General features: G+C 36.6%; 10 protein-coding genes and 2 pseudogenes. 5 read left to right on the top strand and 7 right to left on the bottom strand.

From position 1 onward, the window contains the following. The 3 genes from CY0110_RS25655 to CY0110_RS31585 all read left to right on the top strand — a co-directional run. The coding region (locus tag CY0110_RS25655) for a pentapeptide repeat-containing protein (protein ID WP_008278550.1) at nt 1-2,069 on the top strand (2,069 nt) is incomplete at its 5' end. 123 nt (nt 2,070-2,192) lie between these two features. After that, the gene (locus CY0110_RS31495) at nt 2,193-2,825 is read left to right on the top strand and encodes a calcium-binding protein (RefSeq protein WP_008278549.1); all 633 of its coding nucleotides are present in this window, start codon (nt 2,193-2,195) and stop codon (nt 2,823-2,825) included. 590 nt (nt 2,826-3,415) lie between these two features. Further along, the gene (locus CY0110_RS31585) at nt 3,416-8,410 is read left to right on the top strand and encodes an ExeM/NucH family extracellular endonuclease (RefSeq protein WP_008278548.1); all 4,995 of its coding nucleotides are present in this window, start codon (nt 3,416-3,418) and stop codon (nt 8,408-8,410) included. Between the two features lie 93 nt (nt 8,411-8,503). Here the strand turns inward: CY0110_RS31585 and CY0110_RS31700 are convergent. Beyond that, nucleotides 8,504-9,596, bottom strand: a pseudogene (locus tag CY0110_RS31700) (IS630 family transposase). 198 nt (nt 9,597-9,794) lie between these two features. On the opposite strand from CY0110_RS31700, the gene CY0110_RS25630 reads away from it, so the two are divergent. Next, nucleotides 9,795-10,076, top strand: a complete 282-nt coding sequence (locus CY0110_RS25630; protein WP_008278545.1) for a hypothetical protein — start codon at nt 9,795-9,797, stop codon at nt 10,074-10,076. Between the two features lie 178 nt (nt 10,077-10,254). Here the strand turns inward: CY0110_RS25630 and CY0110_RS25625 are convergent, their stop codons facing one another. Beyond that, a complete protein-coding gene (locus tag CY0110_RS25625) occupies nt 10,255-11,598 on the bottom strand; it encodes an STM4012 family radical SAM protein (RefSeq protein WP_008278544.1) in 1,344 nt (447 codons plus the stop codon). A gap of 103 nt (nt 11,599-11,701) precedes the next feature. Here CY0110_RS25625 and CY0110_RS25620 point away from each other — a divergent pair, with 103 nt between their 5' ends. Continuing rightward, on the top strand, nt 11,702-12,991 hold the full coding sequence (locus tag CY0110_RS25620; RefSeq protein WP_008278543.1) for a hypothetical protein: 1,290 nt from the start codon (nt 11,702-11,704) through the stop codon (nt 12,989-12,991). Nucleotides 12,992-13,021: 30 nt separating this feature from the next. Here CY0110_RS25620 and CY0110_RS25615 read toward each other — a convergent pair whose 3' ends face one another. The 5 genes and pseudogenes from CY0110_RS25615 to CY0110_RS25595 all read right to left on the bottom strand — a co-directional run. Next, the gene (locus tag CY0110_RS25615; RefSeq protein ID WP_198139276.1) at nt 13,022-13,819 is read right to left on the bottom strand and encodes an STM4013/SEN3800 family hydrolase; all 798 of its coding nucleotides are present in this window, start codon (nt 13,817-13,819) and stop codon (nt 13,022-13,024) included. Between the two features lie 30 nt (nt 13,820-13,849). Further along, nucleotides 13,850-14,248: a type II toxin-antitoxin system VapC family toxin gene (locus CY0110_RS25610; RefSeq protein ID WP_008278541.1), complete on the bottom strand. Its 399-nt coding sequence runs from the start codon at nt 14,246-14,248 to the stop codon at nt 13,850-13,852. Then, on the bottom strand, nt 14,235-14,483 hold the full coding sequence (locus CY0110_RS25605; protein ID WP_008278540.1) for a ribbon-helix-helix domain-containing protein: 249 nt from the start codon (nt 14,481-14,483) through the stop codon (nt 14,235-14,237). Before CY0110_RS25605 ends, CY0110_RS25610 begins: the two co-directional genes overlap by 14 nt. A 76-nt stretch (nt 14,484-14,559) precedes the next feature. Beyond that, complete coding sequence (locus CY0110_RS25600) at nt 14,560-15,687, bottom strand: STM4014 family protein (RefSeq protein WP_008278539.1); 1,128 nt, start codon at nt 15,685-15,687, stop codon at nt 14,560-14,562. An 87-nt stretch (nt 15,688-15,774) separates the two neighbouring features. Beyond that, nucleotides 15,775-16,320: pseudogene (locus tag CY0110_RS25595) on the bottom strand (HEAT repeat domain-containing protein); the annotation flags it as partial.

Genomic DNA, 16,320 nt, shown 5'->3' with positions numbered 1-16,320 from the left:
ATTTACTAAACAACTTACAAGAAGAAGTTGACATTGATCGCCGTGCTGAAATTATCAGAAAATTGGGTGAATGTCCTACTCCAGAAGTCATTAAAACTCTCTGGACTTTGAGAAATAACATAGAAAGTGAAGATCCTTTTGTTCAATATGAAATCAATCTCAGTCTTCATAAACTGTTGAAGAATCCTGATATTAACATTAGTTTTTTCTTAGCAAATTTTGAAATTTTTCAACCGAGAGAAGAAAATAAAGAAGCTCTTAAAATGTTGATTGATGGGAACACAATTGAAGAATTTTTTTTAAGAGACAATCAAACTTTTAAGAAGGATTTTAACAAGCTTATGAGATCCATTTTTAATGGAAAAATCAATCCATACATTGGTAAGGATGGACTCACAAATGTTTGGAATCGCATTCAAGAAATAAAAAGACAAGAAGAGGCAAATCGTCTTATTCTTGAGTTGCTAAGTAAACTTAAAGTTTGTCAAATAGACTTAAAAGAGATTGATCTAAACAAATATCCTACCGTAAATATCCCAACGATTATTCAAGTTGAGATTGCGAGGAAATATGGTTTAGATGGTATCATCACGCTAAGAGATAGAGATTTTAATGGAAGTAATTATCCTTTCGTTTACTCTCCTGCTTTTTTCGTTCAATCTCTTGAGCATAATTTATCACCCGAAGAATTCAAGGAAAAAATAACAAAAAAGACTCAAGCAAAAATGATTGAAAAATTATCGATTCTCCTACAAGGAGAAACTAGCCAAACCGGACAGCAAGAACCTAATGCAAATTTGCTTTTTGAGGAAAAACTACCTCTGTTTAAAGGATGGAAAATTGAGCAATTTGAAATTCTCTGTTCTCAGAATAACTTAACATCTGCTACGGTTATTATTTGTCATGAAGATGGCCAATCTCGTCATCAAGAATCTGCTTTTCAAACAGGTTCAATCAATGCACTGTTTACCGCTTTCGATAAAGCTTTGTCTCATATTGTTGAGATTAAACACCAACTGCAATCTATCTATATTGCTAATTTAGAACCAGGCAAAGAAGGTTCTGTTACCGCTAAATCTATCGTTAAATATGGGACAGAAGAAGTTACCACTATTTACACCCATAAAAACATCATCAAAGCCTATTTCTTTGCTTACCTTAAAGCGATTATTGCTATTTATGCCCCTGACGAATATCTCCCCGATAATCACAATGAACAGGAACTGATGAGTCTATACAGAATAGGAAGAAGAAACTTCTCTCGATTAAATTTCAGTCATGTTGATTTAAGAGATAGAGATAATGAAGCAAATCTTTCTGATGCTATTTTGAAAGAATGTGATTTGAGTCATGCTAATTTATCTTGTATGAATCTGACAAAAGCGGATTTAACGGGGGCAATTTTAAGCCATGCTAACTTGAGTCATGCTAACTTAACAGAGGCCAACTTAACGGATATTCGGTTAGATGAATCCAACCAAACGCTCTTTAAGGGAACAATTTTAACGAATACCACCCTGCCTGAAATCAAATTAACTATCAGTGGAGAACCTCGCATTCATCAAGTGATTCAACTCTTAAACCAAATGAATGTTACCAAGGATAATCATAAAATTGTTGCTGTTCATAGCATGATAACTCCTGAATGGTGGAATAGTGATCAAGGCAGGAGATTTTGGGAAGTTAATCAAGAGTTAGTTACCAAAGGTATTCCCATACAACGAGTTTTTATTCTTCCTGAATATTCTACAAATGAACATTTAATCATTCTTGAAGAACAAAAAAAATCAGGAGTAGAAGTTCGTTTTCTCTGTCACTTTAATGCTCAAAATATTGATTGTCATGATTGGTCTAAGACTAATTTGATGGTGGTTGAAAACATATCCGTCGCCAGAAATTCCTTTACAACCCGCATGATTATCAACGAAAAAGATGAAAACGGGTACATTTCTTTTCAATCAAGAAACATAAAAACCGATAAGGAAATGTTTACGTCTATATGGGAAAAAGCCGAAGTTTTTGAGGATAATGAAGTCGTCTGTGCCAATAATGCGTTAACTGAGCTATAAGCAACTGACGGGAGTGGAGTTTAGCTTCACTCCTTTATATATGGTGAATCGGGCAATAATACTTTGATCCTAGATTACAGTAACGCAACTCATGGCAATTTTGTCAATGGATCTGGTATTAATATGCCTAATAACAACTCAATTATTCAGACGCTTTCTGGTGGTCAAATCATTCTCAGATATAACAATATCACACAGTTTAATGTGATTGGTACGAGCTTTAATGATACCCTTAATGGTGGTGCTGGTAATGATATCCTTACTGGTGATACTGGTAACGATATCCTCAATGGCGGTACTGGTGATGATAGCCTTTATGGTGGTAGTGGCAATGACACCCTTACTGGTGGTGTTGGGAACGATAACCTGATCTTTGGTGATTTTTCTAACTTTAGCACTATCGGTATCGATACCATCACTGATTTTACCAAAGGGAGCGATCGCCTTCTTTTGTCTCAGAGAACCTTTAATCAATTAACTAGAAATGGCGATTTAACCCTTAAGGCTCATGAATTTGCCACAATTAATAGTTCTAGCTCTCTTGAGGCGAGTTTAGCTGGTAGTAGCAATGCTTTGATTGTTTATAATACAACAACAGGCAACCTTTTTTATAACGCTGATGGTGCGATCGCTGGCTTCGGGACTGGAGGACAATTTGCTAAATTGAGCAATAAAGCTCAGTTAGATAGTAGTGATTTCTCCATCGCCATGTTTGTGTCTACAGGGGGATCTTCCCCATTTGTCCCTGTCCCCTAAAATTATCTGGATGCAAAACAAAATTCTTGCCATTCCTAAACTTTATTTTCTTGAATGTTAAGCGGTTTAGATATTCAACTATTCCGCATTTTCAACTTACCTTATTATTCATGATATAACTATTTGTCAAACTTCTTATTACTCTGATGTATTCTATTCATTATATTTTTATTTATAAAATTACGAAAATTCCTAAGATACAAAAAACTTAAGGAAGTTAAAATTTCTGGAAAAAATTTAAGCATATATTAATCCAAAAATAACGTTAATTTTAATTAAGAGAATTATTATAGATTCGGAATTTACTAAGGTTTTTATAAGCATCTAATATTGACTCTAAAAAATAGGTTTTTGTGGTAAAAAAAAGCAAAATATAACAGAGCTTTTTTGTTGTCTTTTAATCATAAAAATCTTTTTTTTCTTTAATAAAGTTAATATTTTCTCAAGAAGCTAGTCTTTAAAAAAGACGAATAACCCTATTATATCTTAGTTTAGAACCAATAAAAAAGCCAACAGAATTAAAAAGTTGGACTGATTAAACCCTCAATTGTTTATGTACCTCAAAAACTAGAACAAATAAGGACTTTTCTATGTTTATCGAAGATTTTGACTTATTTACAGGAATAGGTTTTGCTCCTGATGGAACCTCAGGTTTACTCAATTCCGATGCTTGGATTATCACCGGTTTATCAGATGGTGATCTTAATTTTGGTGATTCTGCTACGTCTGGTGACTTTGCCAGGGGAACGTCTACAGGGGGTGTTACCACTGGAGGGTTTTATAGCTTTGAAGTGGCAAACGGAAACAATATTTTAGGGGTACAATCGGCAGGAAGTGACTTTACTCCAGGGGAAATTGTCTTAAGATTACAAAATACAGGAGAAACCACTTTAACAGAAGTAGAAGTAGACTATGATATTTTCTTCTTTAATGATCAATCTCGTGCTAATGTTCTTAATTTTTCCTATTCTCCCGATAATGTTACCTATACCCCCGTTGCTGCGTTAGACTTTACCACCCCAGAAGTAGCGGATACATCCCCCACCTGGGAAACGGTTAATCGTTCTACCACCATTGATGGAATAAGTTTAAACCCCGATGACTTTTTCTATCTGAAATGGACAGGAGACGATGTTAGTGGTAGCGGTAGTCGGGATGAATACGGGATCGATAATGTTACTGTGTCGGGTTTAACCCTACCTGAAATTAATCCTCCTGATGTTACCGCAGAATTCATTCATACGATTCAAGGGGACGGTTTCCAAAGTCCCTTAACCAGCGAAACTGTTATTGTTGAAGCGGTTGTTGTGGGTGATTTTCAAGGGAGTACCGGGTTAAGTGGGTTTTTCTTACAAGAAGAAGATGCCGATGTTGATGATAATCCCTTAACTTCTGAAGGAATCTTTATCTTTGATGGGAGTTCTCCTTCTGTTGATGTAAATATCGGGGATTTAGTTCGAGTTACGGGAACGGTTGCGGAATTTAATAACTTAACTGAACTCACCAACATCACTGATGTTGAAATTATTAGCAGTAATAACCCCCTTCCGACGGCTGTAACCGTCAATTTTCCCGTTTCAGAAGAAATTGACCTAGAATCCGTTGAAGGGATGTTAACCACCATTCCTGACACCTTATTTGTCACTGAATACTTCAATTTAGATCGGTTTGGAGAAATTCGTCTTTCTTCTAATGGGGACAGCAACGCACCCAATACCGATGGCCGTCTTGATCAATATACCCAATTCAACGCCCCCGATGTGGATGGATTTGCCCAATATCAAGACGATATCGCCAAACGTCAAATTGTTCTCGATGATGGCAGTTCAGTCCAAAATCCTGAAACCCTAATTTTTGGACGGGATGGAAACCCCCTCAGTTCTACTAATACCCTACGAGGAGGAGACACCATAACTGGAGTTACTGGGGTGTTAGATGAGCGTTTTGGAGATTATCGCTTACAAACTAACCAAGGCGTTGATTTTCAAGCGGTTAACGAACGTCCTGCGACTCCTGATGAAGTGGGAGGAACTCTCAAAGTGGCTGCCTTTAATGTTCTCAATTTTTTCACCACCTTAGATGATGGTAGCGGTTTAGGCAGTGGCCCCAATAATTTAGATTCCCGTGGGGCTGATAGTCCAGAAGAATTTGATCGCCAAATTGAAAAATTAGTCACCACGTTAAGCACATTAGATGCAGATATTATCGGTTTAACGGAATTAGAAAACGAATTCGGGGGCGATCAAAATGGAGATGGTCAATTTGCCATCGATACCCTGGTTAATGCTTTAAATGATAGTGTAGGTGCCGGAACTTACGCCTATGTTGACCCTGGTGTTAATTATGTCGGGGGAGATGCGATCGCAGTTGGTGCGATTTACAAAACAGACACGGTACAAGTTGCGCCGAATACTACCGTAGAATTGTTAACGGATGATCTTTTACCCTCCTTAAACCTCAATTTAAGCGGTGAACCAATATTTGAAGGAGACGCTACCAGTCGGGTTCCTTTGGCTGTTACCTTTGAAGAAATAGCTACAGGGGAAACCTTTACCCTGGCGGTGAATCATTTTAAATCGAAAGGGTCATCTGGACTCAGCGACACCAGTGATCCCAACTTTGATCAAGGAGATGGTCAAGGATTTTGGAATTTCCGTCGTACCGAAGCATCCCAAGCGTTAGATGCTTGGTTAAAAAGCGATCCCACTGGTAGCGGTGACTCAGATTATTTGATTACAGGGGATCTCAACGCCTATGCTCAAGAAGATCCCATCACTTTCTTGGAAAATCAAGGATATACTGACCTAGTGGAGCAATTTGTCGGAGATGAAGCCTATTCCTTCTTATTCGATGGTCAATACGGTACGTTAGATTATGCTTTAGCCAATGAGACCTTACAAACTCAAGTAACCGGGGCAACAGAATGGCGTATTAATGCCGATGAACCAGACGCATTGGATTATAACCTCGATTTTGGACGAAATCCCGATTTATTTGACGGTTCTACCCCTTATCGTACCTCCGATCATGATCCCGTTATCGTCGGTTTAGACTTAGAAAGCACAACAGAACCCTTTACCCTGCAAATTCTCCATACTTCTGACCAAGAAGCCGGTATTCCTGCCTTAGAAGATGCGATCGGTTTATCTGCGGTGATGAATGCTTTAGAAGATGATTACGATAACACCCTTAAATTAAGTTCTGGGGATCTATTCATTGCCGGGCCTTTCTTTAATGCCAGTCGAGATATTTATGGAGAACCGGGTATTGCAGATATCTTAATTCAAAACGAATTAGGCTGGGATGCTGCTGCGGTTGGTAATCATGAATTTGATGCAGGCCCGGATGCGTTTGCTACGTTAATTGCTCCTGACGCAGACATCCAAGGGGTGGGTATTGATCCCAATACCGGTTATACAGGAACTGCATTCCCTTATCTTGCAACCAATCTAAACTATGCTACAGATAGCTCTAATTTACAAGATTTTGTGGTTCCTGATGGTGAAGCACCTACCCCCAACAGTTTAGCTGGTAGTGTGGTCATTGAAATAGGGGGAGAACAGATCGGCGTTGTGGGTGCTGTGACCCCTATTTTGCCCCAAATTGCTAATATTGGTGGCATTACCATGTTAACGGATAGCACAGTAACGGAGATCGAAGATCAGGCACAAACCATCGCCGACAATGTACAACCCGTTATTGATGAATTAGTGGCGCAAGGCATCAATAAAATTGTTTTAATGACACACTTGCAACAATTTGAGATTGAACAAGCTTTAGCTGCAAAACTCAGTGATGTGGATGTATTAATGGGTGGTGGTTCCCATCGAGTTATGGCCAATGATGATGACATCCTACGACAAGACGAAACTCAAACCTCTCCTCAATTCTTACAACCTTATCCCCAAGTCTTCCAGGATGCAGATAATAATCCCATTTATTTAGTCAACACAGCAGCCAATTATCGCTATCTCGGTCAATTAGTCTTAGAATTTGATGCTGATGGCGTTATTACCAATATTGGCGATGACAGTGGCACCTTTGCAACAGATATTGCTGGGGTTGATCGTCTCTATGATCAAGACATTACCACCTTTGACCAAGTTAAAGGAGTGGCTGATCCTGAATTAGTAGAGATTGTTGATAACGTAGGAGAATTCATTAACTCTCAAGATGGCAATATCTTCGGTAACACGGAAGTTTATCTCAATGGCGTTCGAGGAAGTGTTCGCACCGAAGAAACCAACTTAGGAAACCTTACTGCCGATGCTAACCTTTGGTACGCCAGTCAATACGGCATTGATGTGGATATTTCTGTCAAAAATGGGGGTGGTATTCGGGATGCGATCGGTGTTTCTTTCATTGAAGGCGGTACCAATGAATTAGTTGAATTACCACCCCAACCTAACCCAGAAGTGGGTAAAGAAGAAGGGGACGTTTCTCAACTGGATGTTAGTAACTCCCTACGATTTGATAATAAACTGTCAGTGGTTGACATTTCTGCCCAAGGAATTAAAGATTTAGCTGAGCATTTTGTAGCTGGTTGGACACCAGAAGCAACTCCTGGCCAGTTTGGTCAAATTGGGGGCTTTAGTTTCAGTTACGATCCTGATAATACGGCCATTGTTTTCGAGAGAGATGGAGACGGAGATGCGATCGGGGTTGAAGTTGCAGGCGATCGCATTCGTAACTTAGTTTTAGATAACCCTGATGGCACTCAAGAGGTAATTGTTGAGGATGGAGAATTACAAGTTTCTCCTGATCAAACCTACAAAATGGTGATTCTCGACTTCTTGGCCGGTGGTGGGGACGGTTATCCCGTTTTCCACTTTGAAAATGTTACCCCATTAGAAGGCTTAGAGGCTACATCCCTGCCTGATAATGCTCCTGGTTTGGTGGTTTCGGGCGAACAAGATGCCTTAGCGGAATATTTGGCTGAATTTTATCCAACGGCAGAACAAGCCTTTGATGAAGCTGATACCGCTATTACAGAAGATACTCGAATTCAAAATCTCAATTTCCGTGAAGACACCATCATTGATGAAGTGATCAGCGAACCCCCTCCCAGTAAGGTTTTTGGAACCTCTGGTGATGATTTCTTTGACACAGAAATTCCTGATGATAAACAGTTTATTGGGGATAACCAATTGCTTTTTGCCGGTTCTGGAGATGATTATGTTGATGTCAGTTTTGCCCCTGGTGGCGATCGCAGTCGCATTGACTTAGGTAGCGGAGATGACATCCTTTTTGCTGGTAGTAATCATCGCATCCTTGCAGGTTCAGGAGATGATATGTTATTCCTCGGTTACGGCGAGGGTAATAATGTTATTACGGGTGGATCAGGAATGGATCAATTCTGGTTACTTACCGATGATGGAACTTTACCGACTGAAGCGAATACTATCACTGACTTTACTATTGGTGAGGATGTGATTGGTTTTGGTGCAACGGATCTTACCTTTGAGGATTTGATGTTAACTCAAAATGGTGCAGACACCACTATTAATGCGTTAGGACAAGATTTAGCTATCCTACGACGCATTGAGTCTAGCGAGTTAAGTGCATCAGATTTTGCTTTTGCTTAAACATCTTTGTAGGGTGGGCAATGCCCACCTTACATTTATGGTCAGTTTATGCTTCAAACAATGTTTAAACCAGATATATAGCGTTTCTCAGACTCATGAGGTACAGTAACAACAATGAGCAAACCAGTTGCGAATATCTTGTTTACTAACAGCCAACATAGCTTCAAAAATCCCATCAATTAAATCTTTATAAGTTCGCGCTTTAAGTTTTCTTAAGGTAGCTTTTATCTTTGACCAGAAATTTTCAATTGGGGAGAATTCAGGACGGACATATCAAGCTGACGAGGGAACCTCGTCAGTCTTGTCCTCAGAATAAGGAGATAAATAAATCAGTTTTGCTCCCTTTTTTTCAATAGCTTCAGTTACCATGTTTCCCAGGTGAATCCTAGCATTATCCATTACTACACAGGCATCCTTCCAAAGTTGCGGTACTAACTTTTTAACAATAAAAGCTTCAAATGTTATCCCATCTACTGAGCCATAAATATTAGCTGAAGCTACAACTTTTTTTAGGGATAATGCACTAATTATAGAGATATTTTTTCCTCGTTTTTGTGGTTTAAATCCTCTCGCTCTTTTTCCCTTCAATGCTCTAGCATAGAGTCTTATCATAGCCAGATTAACGCCTGATTCATCAATGAAAATTAAATCTTCAACCTTAATATCTCGAATCTTGTTCCAAAATTCTACTCTCTTTAGTTGGACTTCTTCATTTTCTTCTTGCTCCGTCTTTACGCTGAGGAAACCTCAGCGCAGGCGGTGCGCTTTCTCGGCTGCGTGAAGAGTTTTGTCTTGGCGAGCGTTCCCTTGCGCCTTACAAAGGCGCGGGGTCTCGCCGCTTTTTGACTGTATAATCCAAATTATGACTAATTCTTCCCATCGTTGCTCGACTAATAGTAATTTTCGTTTTCTCTTTAAGTAAGTCACATAATTCTTCTAAAGTTGCATCGTTATTATTTTCAATGATCTCTACGAGAGTTACTAAATCTTCTCCTTGGACTTTTGGTGATACATTTCCTCCTTGAGGTTTTGGATTAATATTTCCTGTTTCTTGGTACTGTTTTATTAGTTTTTGAACACAACTTTTAGCGACATCAAAACGTTTTGCTATTTGTCTGACTGAAAGCGTTTTTTGTTTGTGTACATTTATAATTCTCTGTCTCAAATCTAAGGATAATGGTTGCATTAATTAATGTAATAATTTCAATTTTCTCTTACTTATTTTATCATTTTTTTGATTCTTTTGGCTTTCTTTTATCCTAGAGATCGCTTATTTAATACTATCATTATACCTAAACTAATATCTTTATACTACTACTGTACCTCATGAGTCCGAGAATTGCTATAAACAAACATTCTTATCCAACTAATGAGGCTTATTTTCATGGTCAACAATGAAGAACTTTACTTTTGCAGAGTCTGTGGTTTTCGATACTATAATCTTCCTTGGGGAGAAAATAACGATAACCCTTCTAGAGAGATTTGTCCTTGTTGTGGAGTAGAATTTGGATATGAAGACTCAAATTTATTAGGAATTCAACATTATAGAAAAAAATGGTTAGAAACTGGTACAAAATGGTTTGAGCCGAGAGAAAGACCAGATGATTGGTCTTTGGAAAAGCAACTTGATCAAATTCCAGAACAATATAAATACGAAAATCTATGAATTTATTAGTATGGTCGCCATCTTGTAGGTTAGGTAAAGGCAACGAAACCCAACATTAAACTGTAACTACTTTGGGTAATCCTTTCCTTTTTAGAAAGAGGTAATTATTCATTGTTCATTATTAATTACTAAGTTTTTATATTACCCCTAAGTACCCAGTTACTTTTGAGAATTGGTATTATTTAAGTTCGTACTCTGTCATTAGCTTGCGTACTTTATTGGAAAAAAACCAATAACCAATCGTATCCGATCGCTCGATACCTAATTCAGTTAAGCTAATAGTATCTCGATCTTTTATGGCTAAGTTACGCTCTAATAATTCTGTCAATTCTGGATAATCAATTAATAACTCCGTACCGAAGATATGGTGATACTGCTTGATATTCAAACCTTCATTGGATAGTAAAGATATTAATATATAACGACGCTGACGATCTTCAGTATCTAAAGTAAAGCCGTAATTAATATAGTCAAAAGACTCTGTAGGAGTATCTAGATATGCTTGTAAAATCGACTGTATTCCTTTTGCGCCTACTGCATATTCACTAGCATAATGTAATTGTTTCGTATAAGAACGCGCACCGCAACCTAAGCCAACCATTCCATCTGCTTGACAACAATATACAGGTGCAGAAATATTACTATTACTTGGTTTTTGGAACATCCGCATCGAGATTTGCTGATATCCATTTGCTAACAAAAAATCTCGTCCTTGACGATAACAATTTAGTCTAATATCATCCCATTCTTTGTTAGTGCAATCCATTCCCGTTAGTGGACGCACGTATAATGGATAAAGATAAATTTCTTCTGGTTGAAAAGCGATTGCTTGCTGCAAAGAATACAACCAGGTATCGATAGTTTGTCCTGGTAAACCATAAATTAAATCGATATTTAAAGTAGGAAAATTCTTGTCTTTAATACTTGTTAAAACTTCTTTTACCTGTGTTGCTTCCTGACGGCGTTGAATAGCCAAAACTTCCGTATCGACGAAACTTTGCACCCCGATACTAATGCGATCAATACCGCGATCGCGTAACAAGTTTAATTTATCTTGAGTAGCGGTTTCTGGAGACACTTCTACCGAACAGGGTATAGCCTGTAAATTAGCACCCATAGTGTTCTCAGCAATATCTAAGACTGCTTTTAAAGCCTGAAAAGGTAATCTAGTTGGTGTACCTCCTCCCAATGCAAAGCGGGCAAATTTTGATTCTCCTAACGCCTGTTTTACCCGTTCCGACTGTCTTTTGAGGGTAGCTACATATTGGCTAACAAAATCCTCATCTTTCTGTACCATCGTAAACAGGTTACAAAAGCCACAGCGCATTTCACAGAAAGGAATATGGATATAGAGAAATAATGCGTTGCGGTTTTCCCGACTCCAGACATCGGATAACTGTATTGGTGGATTTAAAGGACGATAAGCTGTTTTATGAGGATAGGAATAGACATAAGTTTGATAAGGCGATGCTGCTAATAATTCTGATAGAGAAGGAATTTTATTGAGATGATTAGTAATCATAGTGAAGATGAATCAAAAATAAAACTTAAATGGGTAATCTAAAATATGTTCTATGATAGTGCGAGTATCTTGCTTGTGTCTTCCTTATTTCTTCTAAATAATTATGAATAATAATTTCGATCAACCTAAAAAATACGATGCTGTGTTAGGTGGCAATAATCCACCGCCTATTGATGGTGTTGTCTTGGGAGGAATAGAAGGGTTAAAAAGTCGTTTAGCTAGTAATAATATTCAATCCCAAATTAGCGCATTGTCAGAAGCATTAAACTATGGTGAAGTTGGTTTAGATTTGGTAATTGATGCTTTGAGTAATTATCGCAGAGAAGTTAGAAAAAATGCTTATCAATTATTGCAGCAAAGAGAAGAAAAGAAAGCAAAAGTTGCTGTAAGTAATTATAAGTTTTGGTCTGATTTTGAATATCTGAATAGACGACCCTACGAACACGCAAAAACTTTTGCTAGTAGAAAAGTTGAAGACTTCTATCCAGAAACAGGAATTATCGATCCTATTAATATAGCCTATGCTTTAAGGATCGAGTTATACCAAGAAGATGATCCAGAATTTCAAGCTAAATTTTCTTCATTAATAAATATGGAAAAAGTCAGTCAGCTTGAAGCATTAGTTATTGGTTGTTGGGGTTATGAATATAATAACTCTGTTATGAATATACTTATTAATGCTAATTTACAATTAAGTAGCATTAAAGCTTTATTTATTGGGGATATAGAAGATAAAGAAAATATGATTTCTAGTATAAAGTTAGGTGATATTAATCCTATTTTAAGAGCATATCCTAATTTAGAATTATTGCATATTCGTGGAGGTAGAGGTTTAAGATTTAGTTCTGACTCTTTGAAGAAGCACGATAAATTAAAAGCAATCAGAATAGAATCGGGTGGATTACCTCGTGAAGCGATTAACAATTTATGTGCTTTAAACTTACCAGCATTAGAATATTTGGAATTGTTGATAGGAACAGATTACTATGGTGGAAATTCTACTATTGAAGATTTAATGCCTATTATTAAAGGTGAAGCATTTCCTAATTTAAAATATTTAGGATTGCGTAATGCTGAATACACAGATGAGATTGTTTTTGAGTTAGTTAAATCTCCTTTTTTAGAAGACTTAATCGAATTAGATTTATCTTTAGGAACTTTAGGTATAGAAGGTGCTGAAGCTTTATTAAATTGTTCTGCGATAAATGAATTAGATACGCTGAACATTTCTAAAAATTGGCTTCGTGGCTTTCCAGAAACTATCAATCAATTGCTTCAATTAGATTGTGAAGTAATTATAGGAGCGCAAGGTAGTTACGATCCAAATAAACAGCTTGAAGAGGAAGAAGACGCATGGTGGGAGTATTGTCGATATTGTTCGGTAAGAGAATAAAATTCATCTATAATTTATCCTTCATCCTTCCTAAATCATTCCTTCAAAATAAGGAACAGTCCAAACCGTTTCATCGCTAACTCGATGACCAGTATAACCATTTTCACCATAAGCCGTACCGTGATCGGAACATAAAATACAAAAAGTACAATTGTTTTTTTTCTTAATAATATCCCAAAGTTTACTTAACTGGCGATCAACATATTCTAAAGCTGCACCATGAGATTCTATAGTATCTTTTTTATCTGGCTTATTCTTGTCTAAATAAAAGTAATTAGGTTGATGAAATGCAGAAATATTAATAAACAAAAATAGTTTTTTATTCAAAGGCGTTGTTTCTAAAATCTCTTGAGCTAAATTAATTTGATTTTCCGTAGAATTAATATCTGTCACTCCTAACTCACGACTCCAATAACTTTCTTGAAATAAATTAGGTAAAACCTTACTTAAAGGAGTCAATTTATTAAAAAAACCAACGCCACCAATACAGACAGTTTTATAACCAATATCTGCTAAACCACTAACAATATTATCGCTATTAAAAACATAAGTATTTTCTGTTGTGGTGCTGCTTCCTTCAAACTTCACTGCAAATAAACGGGGATGTATCCCTGGTGTTGTGGGAGTCGGTAAAAAACCAGCAAAAAAAGCATGATGTGCTGCATAAGTGAAACTTCCTGGAGTATGTCGTTTTTCCCATCCCGTCGGGGGTAATACTTTAGCTAAATTAGGGGTTTTTCCTGCTTTAAATAATTGTTGCGCCACATCATAACGTAAAGTATCTAAAGTGATAAATAAGATGTCATATTTACCAACGATTTGATTCATATTAAACATGAATATTACTTATCAAATAAACTATAATTTCCAATCTTCTAATTGCAAGTTTTGTACTTTTAGAAAATGTTTGGTATTGCTAGTGACTATAATTAGTTTGTGATATCTTGCTATTGCAGAAATAAGCAAATCCGCTAATCCAATTGGAGTTCCAGCTTTTACTAATTCGTCTCTAATTTTGGCTGCTTCAATAGCTACTATTGTATTGAACTCGATATCTTTAGTTTGAGCGTACATTGCTTCAAGGGGTGGTTGATAAATTTTTCTCAAACTAGGTTTTTTTCTCAATCCATATTCAATTTCAAATTTTGTGATGCTACTAATTGCAATTAGCTGAGGTGAAATACTTTTTAGCTTATTTAATACTTCTACATTTCCCCTCAAATAGTCAGAAACCGTTGTTGTATCAAGCAAATACATCTAATTCCTCTTCATTGATATCCAATAAACCTTCACTGCGATCTAGTTCAAATCCTTCTACACCTTGCCAATCCATTACTTCTTTACTCCATTGGTTTTCTATCTCTTTTTGATTGAGAAATTCTTCAATAGCTAATGCAATTACTTTATTTTTAGAAATTCCAGGTTGAAGATTTTTGACATAGTTATCTAATTTTTTTGCTAATTCATCGGGTAGATATAGTGATGTATTCATAAATGACCTCAAATTATAATATATTATATTAATATACCATGCAAGAAATAATCAAAAAACGTCGAATTACGTTTAGTTAGTTAATTTGTTCTAACATGGCTTTAACTTCACTGGTATAGGTATCCACTCCCTGATAAGTTGTACCAGGTATCAAATCACCGAAAGCATTAATCTCGATGATGCTGTGACGTTGTAAATCGGGATAAACTAACAAATCGATACCGCAGTATAAACTGTGGGGAAATACCGCAGCAACAGCTTCACAAGTCTGTTTCATTTCGCTCCAGTTAGATTGACCCACTATACTAATAAAAGTATCAAAATTATCGCGATCGCTCCCTAGATGTAAATTCGTCATCGGGCTTTTACCGATACGCATAACCAGATGTTGCGCTTCCCCTGCGATTACGACAACTCTTAAATCAAAGGGACGATTATTTATCCTCGCTTTCGGTAGCCATTCTTCTACTTGTACTGATTCATTGCAGAGGATATTAATAATATCAGCGATTTCTTTGGGTTTGGTATAGTGACGGATGCGACGGGAATTATATAACAGCGTTTCCCCGTTTTCCCTGACTCTTTCTACAGTGGTAATAGCTGATTCTCCTCTGGGATGTATTTGATACGCTACAATACCAGAAGCAGAGGAACCATTCGCTAGTTTGACAAAGACGCGAGAACAATTTTGAAACTGCATTGCTTCTCTTAATTGTTCGTAAGAATTTATTTTACCTAAAGAACGCGCTACGGGAATCTTATTATCGACAAATAACTGATGAGATGCGGGTTTATCGAACATGGTAATAATATCGGTGGGAGAGTTCATTACCCGACACTGTATTTGTTTCTCCCACTGTTGTAATAGATGTTTCCAGCCTAAATACCATTGACGAGGATAGCGAATACGTCCTTTATCAAATTCTAAATTAACTAAATCTTTTTTACTAATTCGTTTGTGATTACCAGGAAAATTCGCACCCATCGCTAATACTGCTTTTTCCGTTTCAAAGTTTCTTTCAGGAGAATCAAAACGAATAATATGATTAGGAGAATTGAAGCGATTCAGTTGTTCTTTTTCTGAAATTAAATCAGCATAAGGAATAACTGTTGCAGGGGAAAGATTGAATTTTTCTAAAGCTTGTTGTAAGAAACTGATGCGACGATTTTCTGGGTTTGCGATAATAATGAATTTTGGAGACATTTTTAAAAGAAATTATGAATAATTAGAGATGAATTTATTTTTGTTGGAACTTACTAAATTTTGCTCTTTTATTTATCCCTTTATAACCTATTCATGCAGAGTAGAATAACGATCGCTGTAATAAGGATCTTCAGCTTGATTATCAGCAATTAAATTAATATCTAGTTCTGATAAAAAGCCGATCGCACCTTCGGAAACAGCGTTATAAGATATATCTAATGTATCTAGTTGTTCGATTTCAGGACAATTTAATAAAGCTTCTACCCCGGTATCGGTTAATGTTCCCATTGATAAATCTAAAACATAAAGATGTTCTAAAATAGGAGAATTAACAATCGCTTGGGCAAGGCGATCGCTTTGTTCGCCACTTTTTAAACCTAAATATTTAAGATTAGGAAAAGAATCATAATTCAAAATAGAACTTAAACTATCAACTTCATCTTCTAATTGTCTACCTAACCAAATTTCTAAATATTCTAATGAGGGTAAATCTGAACTACAAATTTCATCAAGATTATAATCGCTTAAATCTGCTGTTTCAATAATTAATGTCTTCAGGTTTTCATGTCCAAAACTTTCATATTCTAAAGGGTATTCAGTAAAACGTCCTCTTATCTGTAATACTTCTAAATT

The organism is Crocosphaera chwakensis CCY0110, from assembly GCF_000169335.1.
Taxonomy (GTDB): domain Bacteria; phylum Cyanobacteriota; class Cyanobacteriia; order Cyanobacteriales; family Microcystaceae; genus Crocosphaera; species Crocosphaera chwakensis.
Note: the sequence above shows the minus strand (reverse complement) of the source record. Positions and strands in the feature narration are given on the sequence as shown.

What these genes read in the sequence shown, in the direction of transcription:
- CY0110_RS25625 (WP_008278544.1), bottom strand. Translation starts at nt 11,598, where the DNA reads ATGATTACTAATCATCTCAATAAAATTCCTTCTCTATCAGAATTATTA.
- CY0110_RS25600 (WP_008278539.1), bottom strand. Translation starts at nt 15,687, where the DNA reads ATGTCTCCAAAATTCATTATTATCGCAAACCCAGAAAATCGTCGCATC.
- CY0110_RS25615 (WP_198139276.1), bottom strand. Translation starts at nt 13,819, where the DNA reads ATGAATCAAATCGTTGGTAAATATGACATCTTATTTATCACTTTAGAT.
- CY0110_RS31585 (WP_008278548.1), top strand. Translation starts at nt 3,416, where the DNA reads ATGTTTATCGAAGATTTTGACTTATTTACAGGAATAGGTTTTGCTCCT.
- CY0110_RS25610 (WP_008278541.1), bottom strand. Translation starts at nt 14,248, where the DNA reads ATGTATTTGCTTGATACAACAACGGTTTCTGACTATTTGAGGGGAAAT.
- CY0110_RS25630 (WP_008278545.1), top strand. Translation starts at nt 9,795, where the DNA reads ATGGTCAACAATGAAGAACTTTACTTTTGCAGAGTCTGTGGTTTTCGA.
- CY0110_RS25620 (WP_008278543.1), top strand. Translation starts at nt 11,702, where the DNA reads ATGAATAATAATTTCGATCAACCTAAAAAATACGATGCTGTGTTAGGT.
- CY0110_RS25605 (WP_008278540.1), bottom strand. Translation starts at nt 14,483, where the DNA reads ATGAATACATCACTATATCTACCCGATGAATTAGCAAAAAAATTAGAT.
- CY0110_RS31495 (WP_008278549.1), top strand. Translation starts at nt 2,193, where the DNA reads ATGCCTAATAACAACTCAATTATTCAGACGCTTTCTGGTGGTCAAATC.